This is a genomic window from Nocardia asteroides, from assembly GCF_900637185.1.
GTDB lineage: Bacteria > Actinomycetota > Actinomycetes > Mycobacteriales > Mycobacteriaceae > Nocardia > Nocardia asteroides.
In genome coordinates this window covers 4,571,093-4,597,810 of sequence record NZ_LR134352.1, presented here as the reverse complement: position 1 = coordinate 4,597,810, position 26,718 = coordinate 4,571,093, and the positions used below count along the sequence as shown (strand labels likewise).

The 26,718-nt window shown below is 70.5% G+C and carries 29 protein-coding genes; 9 read left to right on the top strand and 20 right to left on the bottom strand.

The features are described from left to right. Positions 1-110 precede the first annotated feature (110 nt). Positions 111-443 (top strand): ArsR/SmtB family transcription factor, encoded by a 333-nt coding sequence (locus EL493_RS21525; protein ID WP_019047402.1) that lies wholly within the window; start codon positions 111-113, stop codon positions 441-443. On the opposite strand, the gene EL493_RS21520 is transcribed toward EL493_RS21525, so the two are convergent. Beyond that, the gene (locus tag EL493_RS21520; protein ID WP_126405831.1) at positions 425-1,399 is read right to left on the bottom strand and encodes a glycosyltransferase family 9 protein; all 975 of its coding nucleotides are present in this window, start codon (positions 1,397-1,399) and stop codon (positions 425-427) included. The genes EL493_RS21525 and EL493_RS21520 overlap by 19 nt on opposite strands. Before the next feature lie 172 nt (positions 1,400-1,571). On the opposite strand from EL493_RS21520, the gene EL493_RS21515 reads away from it, so the two are divergent. The 3 genes from EL493_RS21515 (at position 1,572) to gloA2 (ending at position 2,982) form a co-directional block, all read left to right on the top strand. Next, positions 1,572-2,156, top strand: a complete 585-nt coding sequence (locus EL493_RS21515; RefSeq protein WP_036835772.1) for an HdeD family acid-resistance protein — start codon at positions 1,572-1,574, stop codon at positions 2,154-2,156. A gap of 77 nt (positions 2,157-2,233) precedes the next feature. Beyond that, complete coding sequence (locus EL493_RS21510; protein ID WP_019047399.1) at positions 2,234-2,584, top strand: hypothetical protein; 351 nt, start codon at positions 2,234-2,236, stop codon at positions 2,582-2,584. Positions 2,585-2,595: 11 nt separating this feature from the next. After that, on the top strand, positions 2,596-2,982 hold the full coding sequence (gloA2, locus tag EL493_RS21505) for an SMU1112c/YaeR family gloxylase I-like metalloprotein (protein ID WP_019047398.1): 387 nt from the start codon (positions 2,596-2,598) through the stop codon (positions 2,980-2,982). A gap of 4 nt (positions 2,983-2,986) precedes the next feature. Here gloA2 and EL493_RS21500 read toward each other — a convergent pair whose 3' ends face one another. The 3 genes from EL493_RS21500 to EL493_RS21490 form a co-directional block, all read right to left on the bottom strand. Then, positions 2,987-3,787 carry a HugZ family pyridoxamine 5'-phosphate oxidase gene (locus EL493_RS21500; protein WP_030202361.1) on the bottom strand — a complete coding sequence of 267 codons (801 nt, stop codon included), beginning with the start codon at positions 3,785-3,787 and terminating at the stop codon, positions 2,987-2,989. Then, complete coding sequence (locus EL493_RS21495; protein WP_036835770.1) at positions 3,784-5,040, bottom strand: lipase family alpha/beta hydrolase; 1,257 nt, start codon at positions 5,038-5,040, stop codon at positions 3,784-3,786. The genes EL493_RS21500 and EL493_RS21495 overlap by 4 nt, the downstream gene beginning before the upstream one ends. A gap of 213 nt (positions 5,041-5,253) precedes the next feature. Continuing rightward, a complete protein-coding gene (locus EL493_RS21490; protein ID WP_019047395.1) occupies positions 5,254-5,970 on the bottom strand; it encodes a metal-dependent hydrolase in 717 nt (238 codons plus the stop codon). 108 nt (positions 5,971-6,078) lie between these two features. Between EL493_RS21490 and EL493_RS21485 the strand changes: the two genes are divergently transcribed. Together EL493_RS21485 and EL493_RS21480 are read left to right on the top strand one after the other, a co-directional pair. Next, entirely contained in the window at positions 6,079-6,489 is a 411-nt protein-coding gene (locus EL493_RS21485) for a nitroreductase family deazaflavin-dependent oxidoreductase (RefSeq protein WP_019047394.1), read from the top strand. Positions 6,490-6,545: 56 nt separating this feature from the next. Further along, entirely contained in the window at positions 6,546-7,013 is a 468-nt protein-coding gene (locus EL493_RS21480; RefSeq protein WP_030202354.1) for an SRPBCC family protein, read from the top strand. Between the two features lie 86 nt (positions 7,014-7,099). Here the strand turns inward: EL493_RS21480 and EL493_RS21475 are convergent, their stop codons facing one another. From EL493_RS21475 to EL493_RS21430, 10 genes are all read right to left on the bottom strand, one after another. After that, entirely contained in the window at positions 7,100-7,708 is a 609-nt protein-coding gene (locus EL493_RS21475; RefSeq protein WP_022566802.1) for a GTP-binding protein, read from the bottom strand. Further along, complete coding sequence (locus tag EL493_RS21470) at positions 7,689-8,063, bottom strand: DUF742 domain-containing protein (protein ID WP_019047391.1); 375 nt, start codon at positions 8,061-8,063, stop codon at positions 7,689-7,691. Before EL493_RS21470 ends, EL493_RS21475 begins: the two co-directional genes overlap by 20 nt. Positions 8,064-8,074: 11 nt before the next feature. Next, positions 8,075-8,482: a roadblock/LC7 domain-containing protein gene (locus tag EL493_RS21465; protein WP_019047390.1), complete on the bottom strand. Its 408-nt coding sequence runs from the start codon at positions 8,480-8,482 to the stop codon at positions 8,075-8,077. A 1-nt stretch (position 8,483) separates the two neighbouring features. Continuing rightward, positions 8,484-10,823, bottom strand: coding sequence for a sensor histidine kinase (locus EL493_RS21460; protein ID WP_019047389.1), 2,340 nt, complete (start codon positions 10,821-10,823; stop codon positions 8,484-8,486). A 209-nt stretch (positions 10,824-11,032) separates the two neighbouring features. Beyond that, a complete protein-coding gene (locus tag EL493_RS21455) occupies positions 11,033-11,440 on the bottom strand; it encodes a DUF779 domain-containing protein (protein WP_019047388.1) in 408 nt (135 codons plus the stop codon). Next, positions 11,440-12,957: an acetaldehyde dehydrogenase ExaC gene (gene exaC / locus EL493_RS21450; protein WP_019047387.1), complete on the bottom strand. Its 1,518-nt coding sequence runs from the start codon at positions 12,955-12,957 to the stop codon at positions 11,440-11,442. The genes EL493_RS21455 and exaC overlap by 1 nt, the downstream gene beginning before the upstream one ends. Positions 12,958-13,044: 87 nt before the next feature. After that, positions 13,045-14,298 (bottom strand): transcriptional regulator, encoded by a 1,254-nt coding sequence (locus tag EL493_RS21445; protein WP_019047386.1) that lies wholly within the window; start codon positions 14,296-14,298, stop codon positions 13,045-13,047. 124 nt (positions 14,299-14,422) lie between these two features. Continuing rightward, positions 14,423-14,743 carry a hypothetical protein gene (locus tag EL493_RS21440; protein WP_019047385.1) on the bottom strand — a complete coding sequence of 107 codons (321 nt, stop codon included), beginning with the start codon at positions 14,741-14,743 and terminating at the stop codon, positions 14,423-14,425. Between the two features lie 66 nt (positions 14,744-14,809). Continuing rightward, a complete protein-coding gene (locus EL493_RS21435) occupies positions 14,810-15,964 on the bottom strand; it encodes an alkaline phosphatase family protein (RefSeq protein WP_019047384.1) in 1,155 nt (384 codons plus the stop codon). Between the two features lie 122 nt (positions 15,965-16,086). Further along, positions 16,087-16,710: a TetR/AcrR family transcriptional regulator gene (locus EL493_RS21430; RefSeq protein WP_019047383.1), complete on the bottom strand. Its 624-nt coding sequence runs from the start codon at positions 16,708-16,710 to the stop codon at positions 16,087-16,089. A 124-nt stretch (positions 16,711-16,834) separates the two neighbouring features. Here EL493_RS21430 and EL493_RS21425 point away from each other — a divergent pair, with 124 nt between their 5' ends. Then, complete coding sequence (locus tag EL493_RS21425) at positions 16,835-17,902, top strand: NAD-dependent epimerase/dehydratase family protein (protein WP_019047382.1); 1,068 nt, start codon at positions 16,835-16,837, stop codon at positions 17,900-17,902. Positions 17,903-17,905: 3 nt separating this feature from the next. On the opposite strand, the gene EL493_RS21420 is transcribed toward EL493_RS21425, so the two are convergent. The 5 genes from EL493_RS21420 to EL493_RS21400 form a co-directional block, all read right to left on the bottom strand. Then, entirely contained in the window at positions 17,906-19,435 is a 1,530-nt protein-coding gene (locus EL493_RS21420) for a polyamine aminopropyltransferase (protein WP_019047381.1), read from the bottom strand. Beyond that, a complete protein-coding gene (locus EL493_RS21415) occupies positions 19,435-19,860 on the bottom strand; it encodes a DUF350 domain-containing protein (RefSeq protein ID WP_019047380.1) in 426 nt (141 codons plus the stop codon). Before EL493_RS21415 ends, EL493_RS21420 begins: the two co-directional genes overlap by 1 nt. Before the next feature lie 42 nt (positions 19,861-19,902). Next, entirely contained in the window at positions 19,903-20,340 is a 438-nt protein-coding gene (locus tag EL493_RS21410; RefSeq protein ID WP_051719486.1) for a DUF4247 domain-containing protein, read from the bottom strand. Positions 20,341-20,473: 133 nt separating this feature from the next. Next, on the bottom strand, positions 20,474-21,061 hold the full coding sequence (locus EL493_RS21405; protein WP_019047378.1) for a class I SAM-dependent methyltransferase: 588 nt from the start codon (positions 21,059-21,061) through the stop codon (positions 20,474-20,476). 70 nt (positions 21,062-21,131) lie between these two features. Then, positions 21,132-21,746 carry an HAD family hydrolase gene (locus EL493_RS21400; RefSeq protein ID WP_019047377.1) on the bottom strand — a complete coding sequence of 205 codons (615 nt, stop codon included), beginning with the start codon at positions 21,744-21,746 and terminating at the stop codon, positions 21,132-21,134. 495 nt (positions 21,747-22,241) lie between these two features. On the opposite strand from EL493_RS21400, the gene rox reads away from it, so the two are divergent. After that, entirely contained in the window at positions 22,242-23,666 is a 1,425-nt protein-coding gene (gene rox, locus EL493_RS21395) for a rifampin monooxygenase (protein WP_019047376.1), read from the top strand. A 12-nt stretch (positions 23,667-23,678) separates the two neighbouring features. Here the strand turns inward: rox and EL493_RS21390 are convergent, their stop codons facing one another. Beyond that, positions 23,679-24,833 carry an LLM class flavin-dependent oxidoreductase gene (locus EL493_RS21390; RefSeq protein ID WP_019047375.1) on the bottom strand — a complete coding sequence of 385 codons (1,155 nt, stop codon included), beginning with the start codon at positions 24,831-24,833 and terminating at the stop codon, positions 23,679-23,681. Between the two features lie 210 nt (positions 24,834-25,043). On the opposite strand from EL493_RS21390, the gene EL493_RS21385 reads away from it, so the two are divergent. Continuing rightward, positions 25,044-26,552 (top strand): flavin-containing monooxygenase, encoded by a 1,509-nt coding sequence (locus tag EL493_RS21385; protein WP_019047374.1) that lies wholly within the window; start codon positions 25,044-25,046, stop codon positions 26,550-26,552. Positions 26,553-26,718: the final 166 nt, after the last annotated feature.

Sequence of the window (26,718 nt, the reverse complement as noted above, 5' to 3'; positions counted from 1 at the left end):
TGATCTATAACGACACCATAACGAAAGCGGAAATTCCCGGGACCGACCGGGCGGAATTCCCAGGTCGCAAGATCATTGCCGAACTACGGCTTCCGGAGGACACTGATTCAGTGGACGCTAACGGAGTTCGGGCCATCGCCGCCCTGGCCGACCCCACCCGGCGCGTGATCTTCGAGTCCTTACCGCAGGGCCCGCGCGCGGTCTCCGACCTCGCCGCGGCAGCCGGGATCACCAGCTCCGCCGCGTCCCAGCACCTGCGGGTGCTGCGCGAAGCGCACCTGGTGTCGATGCGTCGCGACGGCAACCGGCACCTGTACTCGCTGGACCCGCGCGGCCTCAGCGATGCCCGCGACTACCTCGAGCAGTTCTGGCCCAGCGCGCTGGCCGCGCACGCCGCCGCACTGCGCGAGGCTGCCGCCCCCGGTCAGCCGACGCGGCGATAACGCGACCGGGTCGACTCGGTCCAGTCCTGCTTGTCCAGCTGGGCGTCGACGGCGGACACCACCTCCGGCACCCCGATCCGCAAGAGTCCTGGGTCCGGGACCCTGGCCTCGGGATCGCCGACCTGACCCGCCCACAGCACCGCGTGCCTGCCGAGCAGATGCGCGGGCGGTCCGCCGCGCCGCGGTGGCGTGGGACCGAACAGCAGCACCGTCCGGGTACCGAACGCGGTCGCCAGGTGCGCGACACCGGTGTCGCCGCTGATCACCAGGGCGGCCTCGGCGACCGTGGCGGCCAGGTCGGTGAGGTTCTGCCTGCCCGCCAGCACCCGGTCGTCGGGCAGCCCGGCCTGGGCTGCGACCTGCACCGCGATCTCCCGCTCGAACGGATCACCGGTCAGCACCACGTCGCGCCCGAGGACCAGCAGGTGCCGCACCACCGCCGCGAACCGCTCCGGCGGCCAGCGGCGGGCCTGCGCGCCCGCGCCGACGTGGACGACGACGCAGTCCCGGCGGCTGATCGAGGTGACCGGCGGCATGAGCCCGAGGTTGCGGCGATCGGCCGCGATGCCCTCGGTCTCCAGCAGCCGGCACCAGCGGTCCACCACGTGCGCCTCCGGGTCCCAGCGCGGCCCGGCGAGCTTGGGCAGCGCGGGGGAGCGATGGCCGATGATCCGCGCGGCGCCGGTATCGGCCAGCGCTCTGGCACTCGCGCCGTCGGCGCCGTGCAGATTCACCGCCAGCTCGGGCGCGGGCCCGTCCCAGATGAGGGCGGCCGGATCGGCGGTGGGCACCAGCTCGTCGACCGAGGAGATCAGATCGACGATCTGCTCCAGTCGATGCGGTGCGGCGAGCACGATCCGGCTCCGTGGTTCGGCCCGGCGCAGAGCACGCAGAGCCGGGACCGCGGCGAGGAGGTCACCGAGGCCCCGGGCTTGCAGCACGAGTACAACCGACACTTCCATGAGCTACCCGAGAGCCGCGCCGACCAAACGTTCGCGAATGCAAGGACGTGGCGACGGTCACCCCCGGTGCCCGCGCCCGCACTCGACGCGATGCCGCCGATCGCGACACGATCACAGCTCCAGCTAATATCGGGAAAACCGGAGATCCCAGGCATAACATCTCGTCATGACGACAAATACCGTGCTGGAGAGCCCCTTTGCGGCTCTGGCCAAGAAAACCTGGCAAACGATTCTGGTCACCGGCCTCCTCGCGGTGGTCCTCGGCATCATCGTGCTCGTGTGGCCCGGTCCGTCACTGCTCGTGGCGGGCATTCTGTTCGGTATCTACATGGTTGTCAGCGGCATCTTCCAGTTGGTCGCCGCCTTCACCCACCTGCCCAGCACCAGCTTCCGGGTGCTGTCGTTCATCAGTGGTCTGCTGTCGCTGGTGATCGGTATCTTCTGCTTCCGCGATGACCTGACCTCGATCCTGCTGCTCGCCTTGTGGATCGGCATCAGCTGGCTGTTCCGTGGCATCACGGTGCTGTTCGCGGCGGCCTCGGAGCCGGGGACGCCCGGGCGCGGGTGGCAGATCTTCTACGGCATCATCAGCGCCGTCGCCGGTGTGGTGCTGATCGTGTGGCCGATCAGCTCGATCTCGACGCTGGTGCTCGTGGTCGGCATCTTCCTGATCGTCATCGGCATCATGGAGATCATCACCGCCTTCGGTGTCCGCAAGGACGCCCATCTGCTCGACCAGCAGCTCCGGTAACCCGCGCACGAGTTCGTCGGACCACGGCCGGTGCCTTCGGGCACCGGCCGTCGTCGTCTGAACTAGGCTCGGCACCCATGGAATTCGTATACAACCTGGTGGTTGTCACCCATCTGCTGGGCATGGCGGCGGTGGTCGGTGGATTCGCCGCGTCGCGGCCGGTGGTCTCGGAACTGATGGTCTGGGGCGCGCGGGCGCAGCTGATCACCGGCGTGATCCTGGCGGGCCTGGCCTCCGGGGTCGACTCGCTGGGCAAGGACCCGGACACCACCAAGCTGGCCGTGAAGCTGGCGATCTCGGTGATCGTGGTCGCGCTGGCCGAGATGGGGCGGGCCGACGCCAAGCGCGGCAAGCAGATCGACTGGATGACCGATGCCGCGGGCGCGCTCGCGATCGTCAACGTCGCCGTCGCCGCGCTCTGGAACTGAACGGCGTCCGGATGGAGTTCCTCGGGGTCCATCACGTCGCGATCATCGCCACCGACTACGCGCGCTCGAAGCGGTTCTACACCGAGATCCTCGGTGGCACGGTGCTCGACGAGAACTACCGGGCCGACCGCGACTCGTGGAAGCTCGATGTGGCGCTGTCGGGCGGCTGCCGGATCGAGCTGTTCTCCTTCCCCGACCCGCCTCCGCGGCCGAGCAGGCCGGAGGCGGCGGGGTTGCGGCATCTCGCCTTCGCCGTCGCGGACGTGGCCGCCGCGCTCACGACCTTGCGTGAGCGCGGCGTGCGCACCGAGGAACTACGGGTCGACGAGCACACCGGCAAGCACATGGCGTTCTTCTTCGACCCCGACGATCTGCCGCTGGAGCTGTACGAGGCGTAACTCGTCAGCTCGCGGCGCGGGCCAGCCGGGTGAGTTCGACCGTGGCCGAACGCAGGTCACCGATCCCCGAGAGCGGCGCGGTGTAGCCGACCCGGGTGCGGGCCACCCCGCGCGGTGTCTCGACCCGCAGGTCGAGGCCGTAGCGGTCGGCGCGCTCGCAGGTGGCCGCCGTGGCGTCCGGGAATCCGCCGAGCCGGGTGGCCATGGCCAGCAGCGCGTCGGCGTGGTCGGCGTTGAGGTGGGCGATGCCCGGCGCGGCCAGCGGCACGATCGGATCCGGCTGCGCGGCCAGGTAGTCCTGCGCGGAGGCCGAATCCATCCGTCCGTACCCGCCGACCCAGCGCACCCGCTGGACCCGCAGCACCCACAGGGTGAAGTCGCTGTAGTCGATGTAGTACTTCGCCGCCGGGATCGCGGCCAGGTGTGCCGCGCGCGCGGCCTCGGCCTCGGCGCCCTCGGGACGCTCGACCACACCCGCGAGGGTGATCCTGGTGCCCGCCAGCGGATCAGCCGGAATGTCGGGGGTGACGATCGCGATGCTGGCGCGCGGATCGGCGGCCAGGTTGCGGCCGTGTTCGGCCAGCCGGGACACGCTCAGCACCGGGGCGCCGTCGAGCAGTCCGTAGGTGATGAACGACGCCCACGGCGCGCCGTCGGCGGTGAGACTGGCCAGGGTGCCCGTATTGGTGGCCGCCGCAATCGTTCTGGCCTCCTCGGCCGCCGAGGGGCGGGCCTCGTTGGCCAGGGGAGCGGTCGGCAGCGGGATGGAGGGAGCGTCGCCGGGATCGCCGTGGTCGAGAGTCATGGCCACAGCGTATCCACCCGGGCCGTCCGGCGGGGGGTGCTCGCGAGCCAACCGTGCAGGGCCGTGTAGACCGCGTCGTGGTTGAGCAGACTGAAATGGTGGGCCGCGGGCACGTGCAGGCCGTCGATGTCGGCCAGCCCGATCCGCCGGGTGCGGCCGCGGCCGGCGCCGCTGCCGCTGAGCACCAGCCCGTCCCCGACCACCCGGCCGACCGGATGGGCGGGGCTGTGGGTGACGGTGGCGGTGACGAAGTAGTGGTCGACGCCGGCGATCAGCGGCACCTCGCGCACCGCGCGGGCGCGCAGGGCGTCGGCATCGAGATCGCGCCAGTCCTCGTCGACGAGCGAGCCCTGCCGCAGGTCGCGGATCCCGGCACTGCGCCGCCGCAGCAGCGAGCTGAGCGGCCGGGTCTCGGGCAGCAGGCCGAACGCGGCGGCGGCGACATGGGCGAGCTGCTCGAGCGGGGCGCCCAGGTGCGGGGAACCGAGGCAGACGATCTGCCGGACCGCGCGCACCCAGCTCGCGCCCGCCTCGTCGGCGCGGTGGCAGGCACCGCGAGCGACAAGCCCGCCCATGGAATGGCCGATCAGGCAGATCTCGTGCACCGGCAGCGGCCACGACGCGACGAGGCGGGTCAGCAGGTCGTCGAGCTGAGCGGCGTTCTCGGAGATGTGCAGCCCGGAGTTGTAGCGCACGAAGACCGGTGTGTAGCCGAGGTCCTGTTCGAGTCGTGCGCCGTAGCTGGGACGGCCGCCGAGGCGCCAGGCGTGCTCGGTCTCCGCGAGTCCGTGCAGGTGGACGGCCAGCCGGGTGGTCGGCACCGGGACGTGCGCGGCGAACTGTTCCGGCGGGACCGGTGCGCCGTCGACGCGGAAGGTCATGGGGGAGGCCAGGATCGGAGCCTCGTCCTGCAGGGTGTCGCCGATGAGTCCCTGCACGGCGGCCAGTACGCCCGCGCCCCACACCGTGCGCGAGGGCGCGGTGACGCCGGGCATCCGGACCGCGCTCGCGACCTCGCCGACCACGAATCCCGTACCGCCGACGACCGCGTACACGCTGTCGGTGATCGCGTCGTGCACCACCTTCACCGGGTGGGCGGCCGGGCCGACGCCCATCCGTACCGCGGCGAACACGCGATCGGAGATGGCGCGATGGATGGCCGCGATCCCGTCGACGGCGCCGACGAACTCGTCGCCGGCCAGGCGTGTGAGTGCCTGTACTTCGGCCTGGGACTGGGGGAGCTGCTCGGTCACAAGTTTGAGAGTACAACTGTGCACTGAAATGCGCGGGGTTCGGGTCGCTTTCGGGGAAAGTGTGCGCCGGTCCGGATCTCGGTGCTGACACATCACAAACGCCATGCCGATACTGAGATATGCGCATTAAAACATGTGTCTGCGATCGAACAACACCTAAAAAAGAAGGGCACGGACGGGGGAGGGCCACCGTCCGTGCCGCCGACGACCCGCTCAGGGCCGGTGCATGATCGCGTACCAGAGCGCACCCATCGTGCCGAGCACGAACAGCGGTGAGATGACCCAGGTCTCGACCCGGTTGCCGGTCCGATCGATCAGGGGCACCCGGGTCCGCAGCGGGAACGGCCACAGCAGCCGGCAGCCGCGGTCGGTGAGACAGTCGCCCAGCAGATGCGCCAGGCAGCCGAGGCCGACACAGATCGGCAGCCACGCGGGCCGGTCCACGATCCAGTGGTCGACGGCGAAGGTGCCCGCCGTCGCCAGCACGATCACCGTGCCGTAGGTGCGCACGCTCTTGCCCGGCGGGCACAGATGCAGCGACCGCACCGCCAGCGCCAGCAGGAAGAACACCAGGCTCAACGTGAACGGCCTGCCGAGATAGTGCTCCCCGGCCCAGGTGGCGGCGACCGCGGCGACGACGAACAGCAGCGAGTGGGTGCCGTGCCGGTGCCCACCGGAGACCCAGGAGATGAACCGGCACAGGTGATGTGAGACCGGGCCCAGCACATGCGAGATGGTGCCGCTCGGATGATCCGCGTCCGGCAACAGCGCGGCCCCCGCGGTGAGCAGGGTACCCATGATCAGCTCGGCGATGCCGAAACGGGTTGTGTCGCTGTCGAACAGGGGGAACGCGGCGACCGTGAGCGGGAGCGCCGCGGCGGTTCCCGCCCAGGCCAGCGCACCACTGGTCGCATGAGAATGTCCAAGCACCCCGCAACGTTAGTGGACCGAACTATCTCGGCGCATATGCCGAGGACTGCGGGGAATGCCCGGCCCGCCACGGTGGTTGGGTCAGGGGACACCAGGGAAAGGACGACGATGAGCGCATTCAACGACCAGGTGATCGCCGAATTCCGGGCCAACGGCGGCCGGGTCGGCGGCATGTTCGAGGGCAACGAGCACATGGTGATCATCACCACGACCGGTGCGAAATCCGGTCGCGCGATCACCAACCCGCTGGTGTACCTGCCCGACGGGGAGCGGATCGTGCTGATCGCCTCCAACGGCGGCGCCGACCGGCACCCCGCCTGGTACCACAACCTGGTCGCGAATCCGGAACTCACCGTGGAACTGCCCACCGAAACCTTCACCGCCAAGGCCGAACTCGTCACCGAGCCGGAACGCACCGCGCTCTACGACCGGATGGTGGAGCTGATGCCCGGCTTCGGCGAGTACCGGGAGAAGACGAGCCGTCAGATCCCCGTCTTCGCGATCCACCGGGCGGGTTAGTCGCGGGCTCGAGCCGAATAGTTGCCGGGTGTGTGAGCTGCTGGTTCTATCGGTTCGTGACCGAAACCACCGACGTGCCCCGCATCGTGCACGCCTCCCGCGACATCGCGGCGAGCGCGGCCGCCCTGTTCGAACTGATCGCCGACCCCGCCCAGCAGCCGCGCTGGGACGGCAACGACAATCTCGCCGAGGCGGCGGCGGGCCAGCGGGTCCGCGCCACCGGTGACGTGTTCACCACCACCCTCACCAACGGGGTCGATCGCGACAACCACATCGTCGAGTTCGAGGAGGGCCGCCGGATCGCGTGGAACCCGTCCGAGCGTGGCAAGACCCCGCCCGGACACCTGTGGCGCTGGGAGCTGGAACCCATCGACGAGGCCACCACGCGGGTGACCCACACCTACGACTGGACCCGGTTGGACGACGAGCTGCGGCAGGTGCGGGCCAAGGCCACCACCGCGGACAAGCTGCAGGCCTCGGTGGACCGCCTGGCCGCCGTGGCCGAGGCAGGCCCGGCCGTCTGAGCCGACAGCGACGCCCCGTGACCGGAGAAGGTCACGGGGCGTCGCGCTGTGCGGGTGGGCCCGGCGGCGGATGCGGCCGATCGTGCCTAGGTGGTCACCGGGGTCCGGGTGGCGCGCTCGATCAGGTATTCCACCAGGTGTGTCAGTACCGCCTTGGCAGAGGGCCGGTCGCGGGCGTCGCACAGCACCACCGGGGTCGCCGGATCCAGGTCGAGCGCGTCGCGCACCTCGTCGACGGTGTAGCGGGGCGCGCCCTCGAAGCAGTTCACCGCGATCAGGAACGGCAGCCCGCGCCGCTCGAAGAAGTCGACGGCGGCGAAGGAATTGCTGAGCCTGCGGGTGTCGGCCAGCACGATCGCGCCCAGCGCGCCGCGGCACAGCTCGTCCCACAGGAACCAGAACCGGTCCTGGCCGGGGGTGCCGAACAGGTACAGCACCAGGTCGCGGTCGATGGTGATGCGGCCGAAGTCCAGCGCGACCGTGGTCGTCGACTTCTGTTCCACCCCCGACAGATCGTCGACGCCGGTGCTGACCTCGGTGATCAGCTCCTCGGTGCGCAACGGCGCGATCTCGCTGATCGAGGAGACCATGGTGGTCTTGCCGACGCCGAAGCCGCCGGCGATGAGGATCTTCACCGACGCGGCCAGGTGCTGCCCGCCGCCCGGTGCGCTGAGGTCAAAGTTTTCGGATGCCATCCAGAACCGCTCGCAATACGTTGAGGTCCCCGGAGCCGGCCTCGGCCGCTACCGGAGCCCGGAAGATGAGGTGGCCATCGCCGATGAGATCACCGACGAGGATCTTGGTCACCGCCAGAGGAAGTTTCAGCACGGCCGAGACTTCGGCCACCGACTGCGGACGTTTGCACAGGCGTGCGATCGTCGCGTACTCGGGTTCCGGTCGTCGCAAGGTCGGGGCGGGATGCACCGCCACCACCACCGTGAGCATGTCCAGGTCGTGCGCCGCGCCCATGGTGCGGCCGCGGGTCACCGCGTACGGCCGGACCAGGGGTCCGGCCGCGTCGTCGAACCACGGATCGCCGAGTCGAGTCATCGCAGTGCTTCCTATAGCTCGGCCAGTCCGTGGCGCGGCTCGGTCGACAGGTAGCTGCCGACCCGCTGCACGGTGAGGTTCATTTCGTAGGCGACCATACCGAGATTGGCCGACTCGTTCGCCTGCAGCGCCAGGCAGGCGTTGTCGCCGGCCGAGGTCACGAACAGGACGGCACGGTCGAGCTCGATCACCGCCTGCCGCACACCGCCGCCGTCGAACCGGCTGCCCGCGCTGCGCGCGAGGCCGTAGAGGGTCGACGACATGGCGGCGAAGTGTTCGGCGTCTTCCCGCTTCATCTGCGAGGAGCGACCGAGCAGCAGCCCGTCGGTGGACAGCACGACCGCGTAGCGGACCCCGGCCAGCCGGTCGACGAGATCGTCGAGCAGCCAGTTGAGATCACCTGGGTGGGAAGAGTTCACCTCAGCCTTCCTGTTCGTCCTGATGCGTGGTGGAGAGTGGTTTGCGGCCCTGCCTGGTGCCGTTCTCGATCGCCGACATGATGTCGCGCGCCTGTTCGGCCGAGCGTGGCCGCTCCGGCGTGCGCGGCGCCTCGGCCGCGGGTTCGTCGGTGAGTTCGGGCGCGAGGTTGGTCTGGCGCTGGCGGCGCGGCAGCGCGGGCCTGCCGTCCTCGGTGGGCGCGGGCGGTTCCGGTGCCGGTTCCACCGGGCGCGGCGCGGGCGTGGGCGCCGGGTCGGCGACCAGGGTGGCCACCGGCGAGTGCGCCGGCTCGATGGCGGCGATCGGGGCCGGCGCGGCGACCGCGGCGGGCAGGCCGCGGCGCAGCGGTCCGGTGGTCGACGGGGACGCGGGCGCGTCGGCGTCCCCGGCCAGCAGCGACACCGGCACCAGCACGATCGCGCGGATGCCGCCGTAGTCGGATTCGCTGAGCCGCACCGAGATACCGTGCGCGACGGCCAGCCGGGCCACCACGAACAGGCCGAGACGCGAGTCCGAGGACAGCGTGCCGACGCCGAAGTCCGGCGGATCGGCCAGCATGGCGTTGAACCTCTCCAGGTCCTCCGGGCCCATGCCCATGCCCTGGTCGGTGATCTCGATGACCACGCCCTTGCCGACGACATTGCCGCCCGCCTCCACCCGCGACTGCGGCGGGGAGAACGCGGTCGCGTTGTCGACCAGCTCGGCGAGCAGGTGCACGAGGTCGGCGACCACGGTGCCCACGACGCTCACCTCGGGCAGCTTGGTCACCCGCACCCTGGCGTAGTCGAGGGTCTCGCCGATGGCGCTGCGGACCACGTCCATCACCGGCACCGGGTTGCGCCACTGCCTGCCGGGCCTGCCGCCGCCGAGGATGATCAGGTTCTCGGCGTTGCGGCGTTCGCGGGTGGCCAGGTGGTCGAGCCGGAACAGGGTCTCCAGCAGGGCCGGATCCTCCTGGCGGCGTTCGGCTTCGTCGAGGATCTCGAGCTGGCGGTGCACCACGATCTGGCTGCGGTGGGCGATGTTGAGGAACACCGCGCGCACGCCCTCCCTGGTCCGGGCCTCGTCGACGGCGGCGCGCAGCGCGGCCGAGGCGGCGTGCTCGAACGCCTGGGCCACCTGGCCGATCTCGTCCTTGCCGAAATCGAGGGTGGGGGAGGTCGGCACCGCGTCGATGTCGCCGCCCTCGCGCAGCGCGCGCATGGTGGCGGGCAGCTGCTCGTCGGCCAGCGCCAGGGTCTCGGTGCGCAGCCTGCGCAGCCGCCGGATGATCCGGTTGGCCAGGATCACCGCGACCAGGAACACCAGCACACTGAGCGCGAGCACGCCGCCACCGGCCATGGCGGCGTTCACCTCGGCCCGCTCGGCGGTGTCCTGGGCGAGCTTCTGCACGTGCCGGTTGTGCGCGCCGTACGCGTCGAGCATGGCGCGGTTGACTTCGGTTGCCGCGCTCTGCCATTCCGCGTTCGACAACGGCAGCGCGGCCTGGGTTTGCTTGGCCGTCGACCCGCTGGTCGTGGTCGTGGCGGGCGCGGCGAAGCGCTGCACGATGGCCGACTCCATCCCGGACAGCTGCTGCCAGGTCGGGGCCGCCATCAGGGCGGTCAGCGCGGTGCGCTCGGATTCGCCGAGTTCGGCCACCACATTGGCGATCTCGTGGCGGTAGAACCCGGCCTGGCGGATGAACTCGTCGAGCGGCACGGTGGCCGCGGGGCCGCCCGCGACCATGGCCACGGCGAGCGCATTGCTGCGCGACATCGCCTCGGCGGCGTTGAGCAGGCGCATGCCCTCGGCGACGCCGGAGGCCACCACCGCGTCGGGGGCGGCGCGCTCGGCGACCTTGGTGCCCTGGGTGAACACGTCGAGCAGCCGGTTGTAGAAGGTGTAGGCGTCGGTGGCGGGCAGCATGCCGGCGTCGGCGCCGCCGCGGACCCCGGCCAGATGCGTTCCGAGGGTGGTGAATCCGCCCTTGTCGTCACCGATGTTGGAGTCGTCGACCTCGCGGATGCCCGCGGAGATCTCGATCAGCGCGCGGAAGGCGGCGTCGAGCCGGGCGCGCGCGGGACCCAGCGCGGCCTGGGCGGTCTCGTCGCCGGCCAGGTGGGCCAGGGTGAGCTGACGTTCGGACTGGACGGCCTCGATCAGCTCGCGGGTGTACGGCACCGCGGCCTGCATCTCCGAGGCCCAGGTCTTGGCCTTGTTGCTCTCGTCGACCAGGTAGCCCGCCGTGCCGACGCCGACCACCACCAGCGTGAGACTGGGGATGAGAGCGATCGCCAGAATCCGGGTACGAACACCGAGTCTCGCTAAGAACATCGCCATAACGTAACGGAATCGTTGCAGTCTTGACCTGCGTGTCTCGCTGAGCGAGACGCGATTTGGTTTGCGCGGGAACGTTTTTGCTATGCGGGGACGACATCGCGCGGCGGCGAGCTCACCCCGCCGGCTGAGCCGCGATGGCCCAGTCGGCGGGGGCTCGCCATGGCCTGGCGGGCCCGGGACGGTCCCACCAGGTCAGGTCGGTGGCGCCGCTACAGCGTGCGGTCGGCGCCCGTTCGTGGGGGCGGGGCGGCCGCCAGGGCCGCGTTCTCCGCCTCGGTCAACTGCCGGGCGCGCAGGACGAATCGCATGCCACGGCCCGCCTCGAGGGAATCCGCGCCTGCCTGGCCGCGGACCGCGTCCACGGTCAGGTGGGTGTCCTTCCAGCATTCGAACAGCTCCGGGCTGATCCAGAACTCGGTGTGCCAGCTGAGCCTGCCCAGCAGGACGTCGGCCTTCTCGATCGGGAACTGCTTGGCGGACAGGCACACCGGCGCCGCGTCCTCGTCGGCGCAGTCGCCGGACTGGCGGAACAGCACCGGCCCGTTGTCCTCGATCAGCCTGCGCAACAGAGTCTGTGCTCGTTCGGTGATCTCCACACGGTGGACCCGGTTCTGCATCAGAACATCCCCAGTGTCGTCGTCGAATAGCTGACCAGCAGATTCTTGGTCTGCTGGTAGTGCCCGAGCATCATGGCGTGATTCTCCCTGCCGAATCCCGACTTCTTGTAGCCGCCGAAGGCGGCGTGCGCGGGGTAGGCGTGGTAGCAGTTGGTCCAGACCCGGCCTGCCTTGATGCCACGGCCGAGCCGGTGGGCGGTGTTGATGTCGCGGGTCCACACGCCCGCACCGAGGCCGTAGAGAGTGTCGTTGGCGATGCGGATCGCTTCGTCGGTGGTGTCGAAGCGGGTCACCGCGACGACGGGGCCGAAGATCTCCTCCTGGAAGATCCGCATGGTGTTGTCACCCTCGAAGACGGTGGGTTCGATGTAGTACCCACCCGGCAGGCCGTCGACCTTGCGTGCTTCCCCTCCAGTCAGCACGCGGGCGCCTTCGGCTCTGCCGATGTCCAGGTAGGACAAGATCTTCTCGTATTGGTCGTTGCCGGCCTGTGCGCCGATCATCGTCTCGGTGTCGAGCGGATGACCGGACACGATGGCCTCGGTGCGGGCGATGCAGCGGGCGAGGAACTCGTCGTAGATCGACGAGTGGATCAGTGCCCGGGAGGGGCACGTGCACACCTCGCCCTGGTTCAGGGCGAACAGGACGAAGCCTTCGACGGCCTTGTCCAGATAGTCGTCGTCGGCGGCCATCACATCGGGCAGGAAGATGTTGGGGCTCTTGCCGCCCAGTTCCAGCGACACCGGGATGAGGTTCTCGGCGGCGTACTGCATGATCAGCCTGCCGGTGGTGGTCTCGCCGGTGAAGGCGATCTTGGCCACCCGGGGGCTCTGCGCCAGCGGTTTGCCCGCCTCGACGCCGAACCCGTTGACCACGTTGAGAACTCCCGGGGGTAGGAGATCGGCGATCAACTCCACCACCAGCAGCAGCGAGGCCGGGGTCTGTTCGGCGGGTTTGATCACCACGCAGTTGCCCGCGGCGAGCGCGGGAGCGAGTTTCCACGCGGCCATCAGGATCGGGAAGTTCCACGGGATGATCTGCCCGACCACGCCGAGCGGCTCGTGGTAGTGGTAGGCGACCGTGTCCGGATCGATCTGCGAGATCCCGCCCTCCTGGGCGCGCAGCACGCCGGCGAAGTAGCGGAAGTGGTCCACCGCCAACGGCAGGTCGGCGGCCAGGGTCTCGCGGACGGGTTTGCCGTTGTCCCAGGTCTCCGCGACCGCCAGCGGCTCGATGCTGTTCTCGATCCGGTCGGCGATCTTGAGCAGGATGTCGGCGCGCTCGGCGACCGGGGTCGCGGCCCAGCGCTCGGTGGCCCGGTGCGCGGCCTCGAGGGCCATGTCGATGTCGGCGGCCGTCGACCTCGCCACCGCGCAGAACGTCTCGCCGTCGACCGGCGAGGTGTTGTCGAAGTAGCGGCCCTCGATGGGGGCGGCCCAGTCACCTCCGATGAAGTTGTCGTATCGGGCGGCATAGCTGACTATGCCGGTATCCGATCCGGGCTTGCCGTAGATCATGCGTCTCGCTCCTCGCGACCCGTGCGTGGTGGAACCCACTATGGTCGGCGAAGGTTGGCACGAGGTAGGTGAGCGCGTTCGCGCAGGTCAGCCCTGGCGTGCGGTGTACAGACGCGCGGTGACGACGGCCCGGCGGACGTCGTCGCGGGGCAGCAGGCGCAGGGCGTGCTCGTGCACGGCGACGTCGCCGGTGCAGCGCTGCCCGAACGCGACGGCGTGTTCGGGCCGGTCGCTGTTGAGGACCGCGTTGCGGATCCCCACGTCGAGGTGGGCGCGCCACTGTTCGACGCCGGGCAGGTCCGAGCCGGGCAGCAGCGGGCCGCGGTAGAGCCACAGCGCCGAGGTGAGGTCGCCGCCCTCGATGGCCGCGAGCAGGTCGACCGCGTCGCAGGACACCGGCCCGGTGAGCATGTAGCGCCGGTTGGCGATCTCGCCGCGGGTGGCCCGGCGCAGGTGCGAGACATCGGCTTTGAGGGTGTTGAGCGAGACCGCGCGGTCGCCGTAGACCGCGGCGTGCAGCTGCTCGGGGGTGTAGCCGTCGGGTTCCAGTGCCAGCAGCGCGAGGATCTCGAGCTGGCGCGGTGGCAGCGGCACCGGCCTGCCGTCACGCAACAGCCTTGCGGCGCCGAGACATTCGAGGCGCACGCCCGGCGCGGGCGCGGGCGCTTCGGCGCGCAGCATCGTCTCCACGGCGGTCACCAGGGCGCGCACCGAGGTCATCACCATCGGATGCGACCGTTCCCAGCTCGACGACAGGTCGAGTACGCCCACCTGTCGCCCGTCGGGGCCGTGGATCGGCGCCGAATAGCAGACCCAGCCGTGCAGGGCGGCGACCAGGTGCTCGGCGGAGAACACCGTGACGGCCTTGTCGTCGTGCAGGGCCAGCGACAAACCGTTGGTGCCCATGTGGCTTTCGTCCCAGACCCCGCCCGGCGCGAAGTTCACCTGTTCACCCTGGCGGCGCAGGGCGCGATCGCCCGCGGTCCACAAGATGGTGCCCGATTCGTCACTGACGACGGCCAGGTACCCGGAATCCTCGGCGATGCCGCGCAATTGGCCTGCCAGTTCGGTGACCGGTCTGCGCAGCGGCGACTCCGACCAGCGGTCGCTGATGTCGTCGAAACCGGGTGCCACGGACTGGGCGGGATCGACGGTGTGCAGCGAGCGCTGCCAGGATTTGGCGACTTCCTCGCGCACCGGGCCGGTGTCGCGGGGCAGCTGCAGCGGGCGCGAGGGCGCGGCGAGCTTGTTCCACTGCTGCTCGAGCGCGCCCCGGTAGTCCGAGAGCCGGTCGGGTCGGGGCGATCCGGCGATCGGGTCGTCGTGTGCGCCCACGTTCACTCCCTGCTCGTCGGTGGCGCCTTCCTGTCTAGCAGCTGCGTCACCGGTGTGTGGACCGTTTGCGGGAGGACGACCGGGTCACCGGTAGCTGCCCTGTCGTGGCGGCTTGACGTGGCGGCCGCGGTTACTTGTTCAGGAACAGCCCGGCGATGTCGGCGTTCTTGATCGGGGTGTCGATATTGCGCTGACCGGCGCAGAGCAGGTCCACCTGGACGATCATCGAGTCGACCAGGGTGCCCGAGGGCTCGTTGTCGGTGCCGTTGCGTTCCTTGATCGCCTTGGTGATGGTGATCCGCTTGGTGTCGGGTTCCTGGCCGACGTAGTCGCGGCAGGTGGTGTCGCCGCCCTTGTTGAGCACCCGCTCGACCTCGGTGCAGCCGCTCGCCAGGGCTGCCGCCACCGCGATGCCAACGGCGAGAGCGCCGGTCCGGGTGGTGGCGTGCATGGTTCCTCCTGGTGGTCCGCTGCGCGCGACTCGCGCGCCGAGTGGCTCCAGCCTAGGCGGTGCGGGTCAGCTGCGGTGTATCCGCAACGGAACCAGCTGTTCGCCCGGAGTCATCGAGCCGTGATAGCCCACCATCATCGACTCGACGGGTTCGGCCGCGGTGCGGACCACGCCCGCGCTGCCGCACGCGGCGACGACGAGATCGCCGATGCGCGCGGCGGATTCGTCGGACACCTGCGGCCCGAACCAGCCCGCGGTGATCGCCTCGGCCCTGGTGCGGACCAGGAAGTCGGCGCCGAGGATCCCCGTCCAGGTGTCGGCGACATCGCCGAGCGCGCCGTCGGCGGTATAGACGTGGCGGGCCCTGACCTCGCCGCCGAGCGCCACGACGCCCTCGGTCAGGCGCGGGTCGGCATCGGCGTCGATGCGGTCGGTGAGCTCGACCATGCCGTGGTCACCGGTGACGATCAGCGCCGAGCGCGGGGGCAGCCGGGTGGCCAGCTCGGTGACGATCCGGTCGACATTGGCCAGTTCGAACCGCCAGGCGCGCGAGCGCGGTCCGCGGGCGTGCCCGGTGGTGTCGAGGTCCGAATGGTAGGTGTAGACCAGGGTTTTCGGCGCGGAGGCGAGCGCGTCGAGGACACCGTCGACCAGGTCGCCGACGGAGAACGTCGGGCGGAAACCGCCGCCGCGCCAACCCGCGCGGGTGAGGCCGGACCCGTTCTGATAGCCCGGCGCGACCTGGATCGCGGTGACCCCGCCGGCCGCGGCGCGCTCGAAGGCGGTGCGCTGGGGCTGGATTCGCTCGGGCGGGAATGCGGTCAGGGTGTCGACCTTCGGGCCAGCGCCGGTGAGCCGCCAGCGCAGGGTGTTGAACAGCCGCTCCTCGCCGGGCAGCCGCACCAGGTAGCCGACGATGCCGTGTTCACCCGGCGGCAGACCGGTGCCCAGGGTGGTCAGGCTGGTCGCGGTGGTGCTCGGGAAGCCGACGGTCATCTCGGCGGGCGGCAGGCTGGTCAGGAAGGGCGCGCTGTCGGGGTGGGCGGCCAGGGCTTCGGCGCCGAGCCCGTCCACCAGCAGGACGCAGACGTGGTCGACATCCAGGGCCAGGCCGAGCCGGTCGGTCTCGCCCGCGACACCGAGGCAGGCCAGGGCCGAGGGCAGCAGGTCGGAGAGCGCGCCCGTCCCGTAGCGCGGAAGTGTGAGGTGTTCGTCGGTCACGCCTGTCCTGTTCCGGCTCGGCCGGTGGCGCGTCGCGGACGGCGGACCGCCGGCGGGGAAATGCGGTGTCACCCACTGTAGGTGAGCGTGCGCGCCCGGCCGAGCGAATAAGCGAGAGCGCCTCAGGCGCCGGCGCGGTGCCCGGCGATCAGGTCGGCGAACGAGCGCATGATGGTGTCGACGAGGACAGTGGTCGGGGTCCCCAGCTGCTGGCAGCGCTTCTCGAGCTGGCCGTCGAGCCACAGCGAGGCCAGGCCGTGCGCCAGGCCCCACCAGGCCACGGCCAGGGTCTCGGCGCGGTCGGCCGACAGCGCGCCGGTGGCGACGGCCTCGGCGACGGTCTCTTCGAGCACGCCGAAGGCGGTGTCCCCGGCGATGTGCGCGTCGGGGTGTTTGTCGGGCTGGGAGAGCTCGGGCCGGAACATCAGCTGGAACTGCGCCGGATGTTCGCGGGAGAACCGGATATAGCTCGCACCGAGGTCGGACAGCGCGGCCAGCGGGGTGTCGGCGGCGGCGCGCGCGGCGGTGAGGTCGGCGGCGAGCTGCTGGAACCCGTCGACCGAGAGCGCCGAGAGCAGCGCGGCACGGTCGGCGAAATGGTGATAGGGCGCGCCGCTGCTGACCCCGGCCTCGCGGGCCACCCGGCGCAGGCTGACGGCGGCCAGGCCCTCGGTTTCGATCAGGCGCAGGCAGGCGTCCATCAGCGTGGCCCGCAGGTCGCCGTGGTGGTACTTGGTGCGCTTCACCCTCCGAGCGTATGCGAGGAGCGGTCGCGGATCGGTACTGGACAGGAAATCTATGCGGTGCTTAGATTATTTGAGCACCGCTCAGATGGGCGGTCGCCACCGCGGAACGAATGGGTGAACCACCATGACCACACGGGTACTCGTCACCGGCGCAACGGGTTTCGTCGCCGGCCACTGCATCGCCGAACTGCTCGAGCACGGATACGCCGTGCGCGGCACCGTGCGCGACCTCGCCGCGCACGGCAAGCGCGCGCACCTGACCGAACTCGCCCGCCGCACCGGCGGTGAGCTCGAGTTCGTGGCCGCCTCGCTCGACGACGACGCGGGCTGGGCCGCCGCCGTCACCGGGTGCGACGCGGTCCTGCACGTCGCCTCGCCGTTCCCGTCCACTCCGCCCGCCGACGAACAGGCGCTCATCGGGCCCGCGGTGGAGGGCACGCTGCGGGTGCTGCGCGCCGCCGCGGCCGCCGGGGTGCGCCGCGTGGTGCTCACCTCGTCGGTGGCCGCGGTGGCCTACGGTCACGACGTCGACCGGCCGCGCACCGAGGCGGACTGGTCCGTCGTCGACCGGATCCCGGCCTACCAGAAGAGCAAGACGCTGGCCGAGCGGGCCGCCTGGGACTACGTCGCCACCCTGACCGACGGCCCCGAACTCGTCGCGGTCAACCCGGGGATGGTGCTCGGGCCCCTGCAGAGCGCTCAGGTCACCAGCACCTCACACGAACCGATCCGGATGCTGCTGAACCGGGAGGTGCCGGGCTCGGTACGCACCGGCTGGACCCCCGTCGACGTCCGCGACCTCGCGACGGCCCATCGGCTAGCCCTGGAAGTGCCCGCGGCGGCGGGCAATCGGTACCTGTGCGCGGCCGAGCCGCTGTGGATGGGCGAGCTGGCCCAGCTGCTGGCCCGCGACTACGCCGCGCAGGGCTTCAAGGTCCCGACCCGCGTCCTGCCCGACCTGCTGGTCCGGCTGGTGGCGGTCTTCGACAAGACGGTGCGGCTCACCCTGCCCGTCCTCGGCCGCACCGAACACGTCGTCGCCGACAAGGCCCGCGACGAACTCGGCTGGACCATGCGCCCCATCGAGGACACCGTCCGCGACACCGCCGACAGCCTCATCACCTTCGGCCTGGTCACCCCACCCGGCGCCCGCAAGCAGCGCCCAGCCGCCACTCCGGCCGGAACCCACTGAGGGTCAGCGCCATTCCTGGCGTTGCAGGTCCAGGATCACCGGGTGCATGAGGGTGGACACCTCGGGGTCGTTCGCGCGGCGGTCCGGGGGGAAGACGGTGGCGGCGGCCAGGGTGCGGTCGTCGAGGGACCGTAGCGGGGTGGGGGAGCGCAGGGCCGGGGACGGGGTGTCGCCCGCCGCGGCCAGGACGAAACCCCAGTCGCCGAAACTGGGGACGTCCACGTGGTACGGGGTGGTGTGCAGGCCCGCGGCGCGCAGGGTGGCGTCGATGGTCCAGAACGAGCGGGGCGCGAAGAACGGTGAGCCGGACTGCACCACCAGGCGGGCGCCCGGGGCCAGGACATTGGCGGTCATCGCGTAGAACTCCTGCGAGTACAGCTTGGCCACCGAGGTCTGGTCCGGATCGGGCAGGTCGACGATCACCGCGTCGAACAGACCCGGCGCGCCACGCAACCAGGTGAAGGCGTCGGCGTTGATCACCCGGACGCGGGGATCGTCGAAGGAACGCTGGTTGAGGGCGGTGAGGCGCTCGTCGGTGCGGGCCAGCTCGATCATCGCCGGATCGAGCTCCACCAGCGTCACCTGCCCGATATCGGGGTAGCGCAGGATCTCGCGCAGCGCCAGCCCGTCGCCGCCGCCGAGCACCAGCACCGAACGGCGCGACCCCGCCAGCACCGGATGGACCAGCGCCTCGTGATAGCGGTATTCGTCCACCGAGGAGAACTGCAGCCCGCCGTTGAGGTAGAGCCGGGTGTCGGTGGTGCCGAACGGCGAGAACGACTCGGTGAGCACGATCTGCTGATACGGCGTGCGCGACTGCCACACGATCGGATGCGCGAACAGCGCCTGCTGCGCGCTGGCCTCGAACCGGTCGGCGTAGACGTAGGTGCCGGTGAGCCCACCGGCCACCACCACCGTGGCGACGATCAGCACGTGCCGGGCGGTGCGGGCCATCCGGTCGCGAAAGAAGAAGAACGCCAGCGCCAATCCCGCGATCGCGTTCACCACGCCCACCACGAGACTGCCCCGGATCTGCCCGAACACGGGCAGCAGCAGGAACGGGAACGCCAGCCCGCCCAGCAGTGCCCCGACATAGTCGGCGGCGAACAGGTCGGCGACCGCGCTGCTGGCCTCCTGCCTGCGGACCTGCTGCAGCAGTTCCATCAGCAGCGGGATCTCGGCGCCGACCAGCATGCCGATCAGCGCCGCGGCCAGCACCAGCGTGCCGGTATAGACATTGAGCCAGGCGTAACTGGCGTACAGCGCCGCCACCGACAGTCCGCCGATCACCGCCAGCGCCAGTTCCACCGCGACGAAGGCGGCGGCCGCCTGCGCGCGCAACGGTTTCGCTGCCAGCGCGCCGACACCCATGGCGCACACCATCACGCTCAGCGTGATCGAGGCCTGCGCGGCGGTGTCACCGATCAGGTAGCTGCCGAGGGTCACCAGCGACAGCTCGTACACCAGACCGCAGGCGGCGCAGACGAACACGGTCGCCAGCAGCGCCACCCTGGCCAGGCGGTGCACCGGCATCAGGTGAGGCTCGCGGCCACCACCAGCGCCACCGCGATGTGCGCCGAGGCCGTGACCCAGACCGCCGGATGCGGTTCCGGATCGGCCACGACGGCCCGGAAATCACCCGGGGTGAGCGCGTCGAGCAGGACGAACGCCAGCGCCATGGCGGCCAGGCCGATCACGCCGTAGATCGCGCTGGCGAGCAGGGCCTGGACGATCTTGCCGTCGGAGGTCCAGATCGCGGTGGCCACGATGACGCCGACGCCGAACAGGTTCGACGCGAGCAGGATGGCGGCGTTGCGGTTGCGCTCCTGCCAGATCTGGGCGCGCAGATCACCGGAGGTGAGCAGGTCGACGAGGCCGAAACCGACCGCCATCAACACGATTCCCACCGCGGAATAGGCGAGCGCGGCGCCCGCGTCCGCCGCCAGGTCGGCGAGCATGAGTGTCCTCCTGTGCTGTGTGAGGCGAGCCGCCTCGGTGAACTACTTGCCGCCGTTGTCGCTGCCGCCACCGCGGAAGTCGCCTGCGGCCGAGCCGCTGTTCCAGCCGTAGGTGCTGGTGTGGGCGTGATGGCGGCGGGTGCCGTTGGCGAGACTGTCGATCAGCACGAGCGAACCGCCCGCGTGCGGGGACACCGCGACGAGATCCTTGTCGAAGCGCAGGTAGTGGTTGTCGCCGGTGTTGCGGCGATCGCGCGGATCGGTGGCCTTGGCGATCGCGGCCGCGACGGCGGCGGGCGCGGCGGCCGCGGTGAACGCGAGCCCGTTGTTGGCCTGATCGAGCTGGCGGGCGCGCTGATAGCGCTCGGCCACGAAGTCGCGCGGATTCTGGTCGCGGGTCACGACGACCACCACGATCACGGCGACGATGGTGGTGACGACGGCGACGATGCCCGCCACGATCCACTTGGTGCGAGTCATCGTCACCGCGGCGCTCCGGAACCGGTGCGCCGCACGACTGTCGGCGATGCGCTGATGAGAAACCCTCCCCGTACAAAAACTGGGCGGACTGTATCACCCGGGGCGCGCGCACGAAAAGTCGTTCGTCCGGAGATCAGTGCTCCCGCGGGCGCCGCCAGAGCAGGGTGTAGCGCCACATCAGGCGGCGCCGGATCCGTACTCCCGGCAGCAGCTCGGCCGACACCGACCGGATCTCGGCCAGCGTCTCTCGCGGGTCGCGCACGGTCGCGGCCGGCCCACCCGCCTGCCCGCGCCGCCACCGATCGATCCCGGCGATGACCGGCAGGACGGGCAGGTAGTGGAAATCGGTGTGGGGGCGCATCTTCCACAGGCCGACGACGGCGAGGGTGCCGCCGGGGGCGACCAGCTCGCGCAGGGCGGTGACGCCCTCGCGCAGCGGGACGTGGTGCAGCGTCGCGACCGCCGTGACCACGTCGAAGGTGTCGTCGAGGGCGCGGAAGTCGCCCTGCTCGAGATGAACGCGAGGCGCGGCGGGCGCGGTGGCGAGCACGGTGTCGTCGATGTCGACGCCGAGGACCGCGTCGCAGCGGGTGGCGAGCTTGCGGGCCAGCAGGCCGTCGCCGCACCCGATGTCGAGGGCCGTGCGGGCACCGGCGGGGACCTGGTCGAGGATCCACGGGTGGTAGTGGGTGTTGTGATTCCAGTAGGGGTCCGGCGACATGTCACGACAACGGGCGCGTCCGCGTCCCGGTTCCCGGGCGGAACCGCCGGGCGCGCAGCCGGTTCGGTGGCTAGCCGCGCGTGGCCGCGTAGTTCGCGAGCCAGGCGGGGAATTGGGTGAGGTCGTCGAGGACGATGTCGGCGCCCGCCGCGCGCAGGCCCTCAGCGTCGTAGGGGCCGGTGGTGACCCCGACGGCGAACGCCTCGGCGGCCTTGGCGCCGCGCATGTCTCCCGCGTGGTCGCCGACGAACACCTGGGCCGATTCGGCCAGCAGGACCTCGGCCTTGCCGGTGGACCACAGGTCACCGGCGAGCCGGTCGACGGTCCAGCCGAAATGGTCGACGTGCAGCCGGGCATGCGGTTCGAACTTGCCGGTGACCACCAGGGCGCGGCCGCCGCCGGTGCGCACGGTGTCGAGTGCCTCCGCCGCGCCGGGCAGGGCGGGGATGTCCGCGACGACGTCCGGGTAGAGCTCGCGGTAGCGGGTGACCAGATGCGGGATCAGGTCGTCGGGTGCGCCCGCGTCGCCGAGCAGGGTCGCCAGGGGCGGCCCGAGGTGCTCGGCGAAATGGCTGCCGTCCATCGGCAGGTCGAACTCGCGGGCGAGGGTGTCGATCGCGAGGGCGACACCGGGGCGCGAGTCGATGAGGGTCATGTCCAGATCGAAGCCGACGGTGAGGGTCACCGGAGGAGCCTATCGGGGCGGGTCGCCGGGGCCGCGGCGTGACGGCGGGAGGCCCGGTCAGGGGCTGATTCACGTGGAACGCCCGGTGCACTCGATGCCGAAATAAGTTGGGGGAGCGGGTTTCTGTGATGCACAGCGCGCATCACTGCACCCATTCCCGGAAGTATGGCCGGTTCGATGCGATCGGCGAAGTGCCAGGTGAAGGCTGGTCGAGGGCGGCTCGCGTCACTGGAATCACCCGTCACGAACAGTGACCGCAAGTGTGCATCGACTGCCATAACGGTGCGCACGAGTGTCGGCCGGAACAGGGGTCGATCGCCGGTGCCGTGCGTTGAGGAGACGTCGGCAGGGGTCCGGACACGACAATGGCAAGGAGGGGAAACCACTCCTTGCCACTCTCAACATATAGCGCACCCCGGGGCTTGCGGCAAGACCCCCGTTCTGCGGCACAATCGCCTGCCGAAGCTGTGACCTGCGAAAATGATGGGGGTAGACGTGATCGACGTGATTGTCGCGGGCGCCGGGCCGACCGGTGTGATGCTGGCGAGCGAGCTGCGGCTGCGCGGCGTGGACGTGGTGGTGCTGGACCGGGACCCCGCACCGACCTCGGTGGTGCGCGCGATGGGCCTGCACGCCCGCAGCCTGGAAATACTCGATCAGCGCGGCCTGCTGGACCGGTTCCTCGCACTCGGCCGGACCCATCCGCTGGGCGGCTTCTTCGCCGGCATCGTCAAGCCGCAGCCCGGCGGTCTCGACACCAGTCATCCGTACGTGCTGAGCCTCCCGCAGACCGTCACCGAACGCCTGCTCACCGAGCACGCCGTCGAACTGGGGGTGCCGATCCGCCGCGGCGCCGAGGTGACCGGCCTCGACCAGGACGACCGAGGTGTGCGGGTCGAGCTGGCCGACGGCACCGCGCTGCGATCGCGCTACCTGGTCGGCTGCGACGGCGGCCGCAGCACCGTGCGCAAGCTGCTCGGCATCGACTTCCCGGGCGAACCGAGCCGGGTCGACACCCTGCTCGGCGAGATGCGGCTGACCGCGTCGGCCGAGACGCTGGCCGCGGTGAACGCCGAGGTCCGCAAGACCCAGCTGCGCTTCGGCGCCATGCCGCTCGGTGACGGACTGTACCGCGTCGTCGTGCCCGCGGCCGAGGTCGCCGAGGACCGGACCGTGCCGCCGTCCTTCGACGAGGTGACGCGGCAGCTGGTGGCCACCGCGGGGACCGACCTGGGCGCGCACGCGCCGCGCTGGCTGTCGCGTTTCGGCGACGCCACCCGATTGGCGCAGCGCTACCGGTCCGGCCGCGTGCTGCTGGCCGGCGACGCCGCGCACATCCACCCGCCGCTGGGCGGCCAGGGTCTCAACCTGGGCCTGCAGGACGCGTTCAACCTGGGCTGGAAGCTGGCCGCCGAGGTCGGTGGCCGGGCGCCGGCCGGGCTGCTGGACAGTTACGAGGCCGAACGGCGCCCGATCGCCGCCGACGTCCTGGACAACACCCGCGCCCAGATGGAACTGGTCTCGCTCACCCCCGGCGCGCAGGCCGTGCGCAGGCTGTTGGCCGAGCTGATGGACTTCGACGAGGTCAATCGGCACCTGATCGAGAAGGTCGTCGCCATCGGGACGCGCTACGACCTCGGCGACGACCACGACCTGGTCGGCCGGCGCCACCGCGACATCGCCCTCACCGAGGGCCGCCTCTACGAGCGGATGCACGCAGGTCGCGGGCTCCTGCTCGACCGGACCGGCCGCCTGTCGGTCACCGGCTGGGCCGACCGCGTCGACCATCTCGTGGACGCCGGTGCGGACACCGAGGTCCCCGCGGTCCTGCTGCGGCCCGACGGTCACATCGCGTGGGTGGGCGCCGACCAGCGGGATCTACTCGAACCCCTGTCCCGCTGGTTCGGCGCCGCGGCCTGACATCGGCCTCGATCAGCTGCTGGCCGCCGCGGTGAACGGAGCGACCACCGGCACCGCGGCGGGCCGCGACGGATGCCGCCACACGCCCTTGCGCTCCAGGATCGGCAACACACCCTCGCCGAACCAGTAGGCCTCCTCCAGATGGGGATAGCCGGACAGGATGAAGTGATCAATGCCGAGCGCGGCGTACTCGAGCAGCCGATCGGCCACCTCCGCATGTGAGCCGACCAGCGCGGTCCCGGCCCCGCCGCGGACCAGCCCGACCCCCGCCCACAGGTTCGGCGCGATCTCCAGGCCGTCGGTGCGGCCGTCGTGCAGGCGGGCCATCCGGCGCTGGCCCTCGGACTCGCTGGCGGCCAGGCTGGCCTGCACCCGCTCGATCTCGCCGGGCGCGATCCCCGACAGCAGCCGGTCGGCCTCGGCCCAGGCCTCGGCGGCGGTGTCGCGGCTGATCACATGGATCCGCAGGCCGAAGTCGACGGTCCGGCCCTCGGCGGCCGCGAGCCCGCGGATCCAGTCGAGCTTGGTCGCCACCGCGTCCAGCGGCTCGCCCCAGGTCAGGTAGGTGTCGGCGTAGCGGGCGGCGACCGGTCCGGCCGGACCCGAGGAACCGCCGAAGAAGACGGGCGGAATCGGGTCGGGGCGGGAGCTGAGCAGCGCGTCCCGGACCCGCAGGTGCTCGCCGGTGAAGCTGAACGGCGTGGTCGACTCCCACAGCTGCCGCACGATGTGCAGGAACTCGCCGGTGCGCGCGTAGCGCTCGGCCTTGTCCAGGAAGTCGCCGTAGGCCTGCTGCTCGCGCGGCTCGCCACCGGTCACCACGTTCAGCAGCAGCCGGCCGCCGGAGTGCCGCTGGAACGTCGCCGACATCTGGGCCGCCAGCGTCGGGCTGGTGAGGCCGGGGCGCAGCGCGACCAGGAACTTCAGCGTCTCGCTGGTCTGCACCAGCATGGCCGTGGTCAGCCAGGCGTCCTCGCACCAGGCGCCGGTGGGGGTCAGCACGCCCTCGAAACCGTTGTCCTCGGCCGCGGCCGTGAGCTGGTTGAGATAGCGCAGCGTGGCGGGCCGATCGCCGGACATGAAGCTGCCGTGTCCGCCGGCGACCAGCCCGCGGGAGTCGCCGTATGTGGGCAGGAACCAGTGGAACGACAGTCCGCGCTCGGTCATGTCCGCCTTTTCGTCGCAGTGATGGGAACAGTCATCGATGCTGACCGGCGAATCCGGTGCCGTCACGGATTCGGATCACCCTGCGTCCAACCCCCGGCCCGCACGACAACGGCCGGGGAAACTAGACGTAACCATGCGAAACACGTAACCTCGTTGGAGGCTCGCGCAACGATGCGTGGGCGGCCACGACCTACGAAACGAGTTTCCTCAATGACGCGGCATGTCGACGTACTGATCATCGGCGCCGGCCTCTCCGGAATCGGCGCGGCCTGCCACCTCGTTCGCGAGCAGACCGGACGCAGCTACGCGATCCTCGAGCGCCGCGAGAACATCGGCGGCACCTGGGATCTGTTCAAGTACCCCGGCATCCGCTCCGACTCGGACATGCTGACCTTCGGTTTCGGTTTCCGCCCGTGGATCGGCACCAAGGTGCTCGCCGACGGCGGCAGCATCCGCCAGTACGTCGAGGACACCGCGAAGGAATACGGCGTCACCGACCACATCACCTTCGGCCGCAAGGTCGTGCACCTGGCCTTCGACCGCGCCACCGCGCAGTGGACCGTCCAGGCCCTGATCGAGGCCACCGGCGAGACCGAGACCTGGACCGCCGACGTCGTGGTCGGCGCCAGCGGCTACTACAACTACGACGAGGGCTTTCAGCCGGACTTCCCGGGTCAGGCCGATTTCCAGGGCCAGATCGTGCATCCGCAGCACTGGCCCGAGAACCTGGACTACCGCGGCAAGAAGGTCGTCGTGATCGGCTCCGGCGCCACCGCGATCACGCTGATCCCGTCGATGGCCGACGATGTCGAGCACATCACCATGCTGCAGCGTTCGCCCACCTACATCCAGGCGCTGCCCTCCGACGACCCGGTCGCCATCGGCTTCAAGAAGTCGCGGGTGCCCGACGCCATCGCCTACAAGATCGGCCGCGCGCGCAACATCGCGCTGCAGCGGGCCAGCTTCCAGCTCTCGCGCACCAACCCGGAGCTGTCCAAGAAGCTGATCCTGGCCCAGATCCGGCTGCAGGTCGGCAAGCACGTGGACATGCGTCACTTCACCCCGTCCTACAACCCGTGGGACCAGCGGCTGTGCGTGGTGCCCAACGGTGACCTGTTCAAGGCGCTCAAGAGCGGCAAGGCCGACATCGTCACCGACAGGATCGCGAAGTTCACCGAGAAGGGCATCCTGACCGAGTCCGGCCAGGAGCTCGAGGCCGACATCATCGTCACCGCCACCGGCCTGAACGTGCAGATCCTGGGCGGCGCGACCATGACCATCGACGGCGAGCCGGTGAAGATGAACGAGACCGTCGCCTACAAGAGCGTGCTGTACTCCGACATCCCGAACTTCCTGATGATCCTGGGCTACACCAACGCGTCCTGGACGCTGAAGGCCGACCTCGCCGCGGCCTACCTGTGCCGGGTGCTCAACATCATGCGCGACCGGGGGTACACCACCTTCGAGGTGAACGCCAAGCCCGAGGACTACGCCGAGGAGTCGCTGATGGGTGGCGCCCTCACGTCGGGCTACATCCAGCGCGGCGACGGCGTGATGCCGCGGCAGGGCGCGCGCGGGGCCTGGAAGCTGGTCAACAACTACTACCGCGACCGCACGCTGATGCACAAGGCGCCGATCGAGGACGGCGTGCTGCGCTTCAGCAAGACCGGCACCGCCGCGCGGGCCGGGCAACAGCAGGTCGCCGAAGCCGAGGCCTGACCGCCGGGCAGTACCGGCAGCACAGACGGGGTCCGTCACACCATCGGTGTGGCGGACCCCGTCCGTTGCCGGGCGGCGATTCGTGCCCGATCCGCTTGCGCGGAGCGGGTTTCGATCACCCGGGCGAATTCCCAGCGCCTCCCGTACTATCGCGATCGAAGACACC

Excerpts from the sequence above, each read along its gene's own strand:
- EL493_RS21515 (WP_036835772.1), top strand. The coding sequence starts at position 1,572 with ATGACGACAAATACCGTGCTGGAGAGCCCCTTTGCGGCTCTGGCCAAG.
- EL493_RS21510 (WP_019047399.1), top strand. The coding sequence starts at position 2,234 with ATGGAATTCGTATACAACCTGGTGGTTGTCACCCATCTGCTGGGCATG.
- gloA2 (WP_019047398.1), top strand. The coding sequence starts at position 2,596 with ATGGAGTTCCTCGGGGTCCATCACGTCGCGATCATCGCCACCGACTAC.
- EL493_RS21500 (WP_030202361.1), bottom strand. The coding sequence starts at position 3,787 with ATGACTCTCGACCACGGCGATCCCGGCGACGCTCCCTCCATCCCGCTG.
- EL493_RS21485 (WP_019047394.1), top strand. The coding sequence starts at position 6,079 with ATGAGCGCATTCAACGACCAGGTGATCGCCGAATTCCGGGCCAACGGC.
- EL493_RS21475 (WP_022566802.1), bottom strand. The coding sequence starts at position 7,708 with ATGGCATCCGAAAACTTTGACCTCAGCGCACCGGGCGGCGGGCAGCAC.
- EL493_RS21470 (WP_019047391.1), bottom strand. The coding sequence starts at position 8,063 with ATGACTCGACTCGGCGATCCGTGGTTCGACGACGCGGCCGGACCCCTG.
- EL493_RS21460 (WP_019047389.1), bottom strand. The coding sequence starts at position 10,823 with ATGGCGATGTTCTTAGCGAGACTCGGTGTTCGTACCCGGATTCTGGCG.
- EL493_RS21455 (WP_019047388.1), bottom strand. The coding sequence starts at position 11,440 with ATGCAGAACCGGGTCCACCGTGTGGAGATCACCGAACGAGCACAGACT.
- exaC (WP_019047387.1), bottom strand. The coding sequence starts at position 12,957 with ATGATCTACGGCAAGCCCGGATCGGATACCGGCATAGTCAGCTATGCC.
- EL493_RS21440 (WP_019047385.1), bottom strand. The coding sequence starts at position 14,743 with ATGCACGCCACCACCCGGACCGGCGCTCTCGCCGTTGGCATCGCGGTG.
- EL493_RS21425 (WP_019047382.1), top strand. The coding sequence starts at position 16,835 with ATGACCACACGGGTACTCGTCACCGGCGCAACGGGTTTCGTCGCCGGC.
- EL493_RS21420 (WP_019047381.1), bottom strand. The coding sequence starts at position 19,435 with ATGCCGGTGCACCGCCTGGCCAGGGTGGCGCTGCTGGCGACCGTGTTC.
- EL493_RS21415 (WP_019047380.1), bottom strand. The coding sequence starts at position 19,860 with ATGCTCGCCGACCTGGCGGCGGACGCGGGCGCCGCGCTCGCCTATTCC.
- EL493_RS21410 (WP_051719486.1), bottom strand. The coding sequence starts at position 20,340 with ATGACTCGCACCAAGTGGATCGTGGCGGGCATCGTCGCCGTCGTCACC.
- EL493_RS21405 (WP_019047378.1), bottom strand. The coding sequence starts at position 21,061 with ATGTCGCCGGACCCCTACTGGAATCACAACACCCACTACCACCCGTGG.
- EL493_RS21390 (WP_019047375.1), bottom strand. The coding sequence starts at position 24,833 with ATGACCGAGCGCGGACTGTCGTTCCACTGGTTCCTGCCCACATACGGC.
- EL493_RS21385 (WP_019047374.1), top strand. The coding sequence starts at position 25,044 with ATGACGCGGCATGTCGACGTACTGATCATCGGCGCCGGCCTCTCCGGA.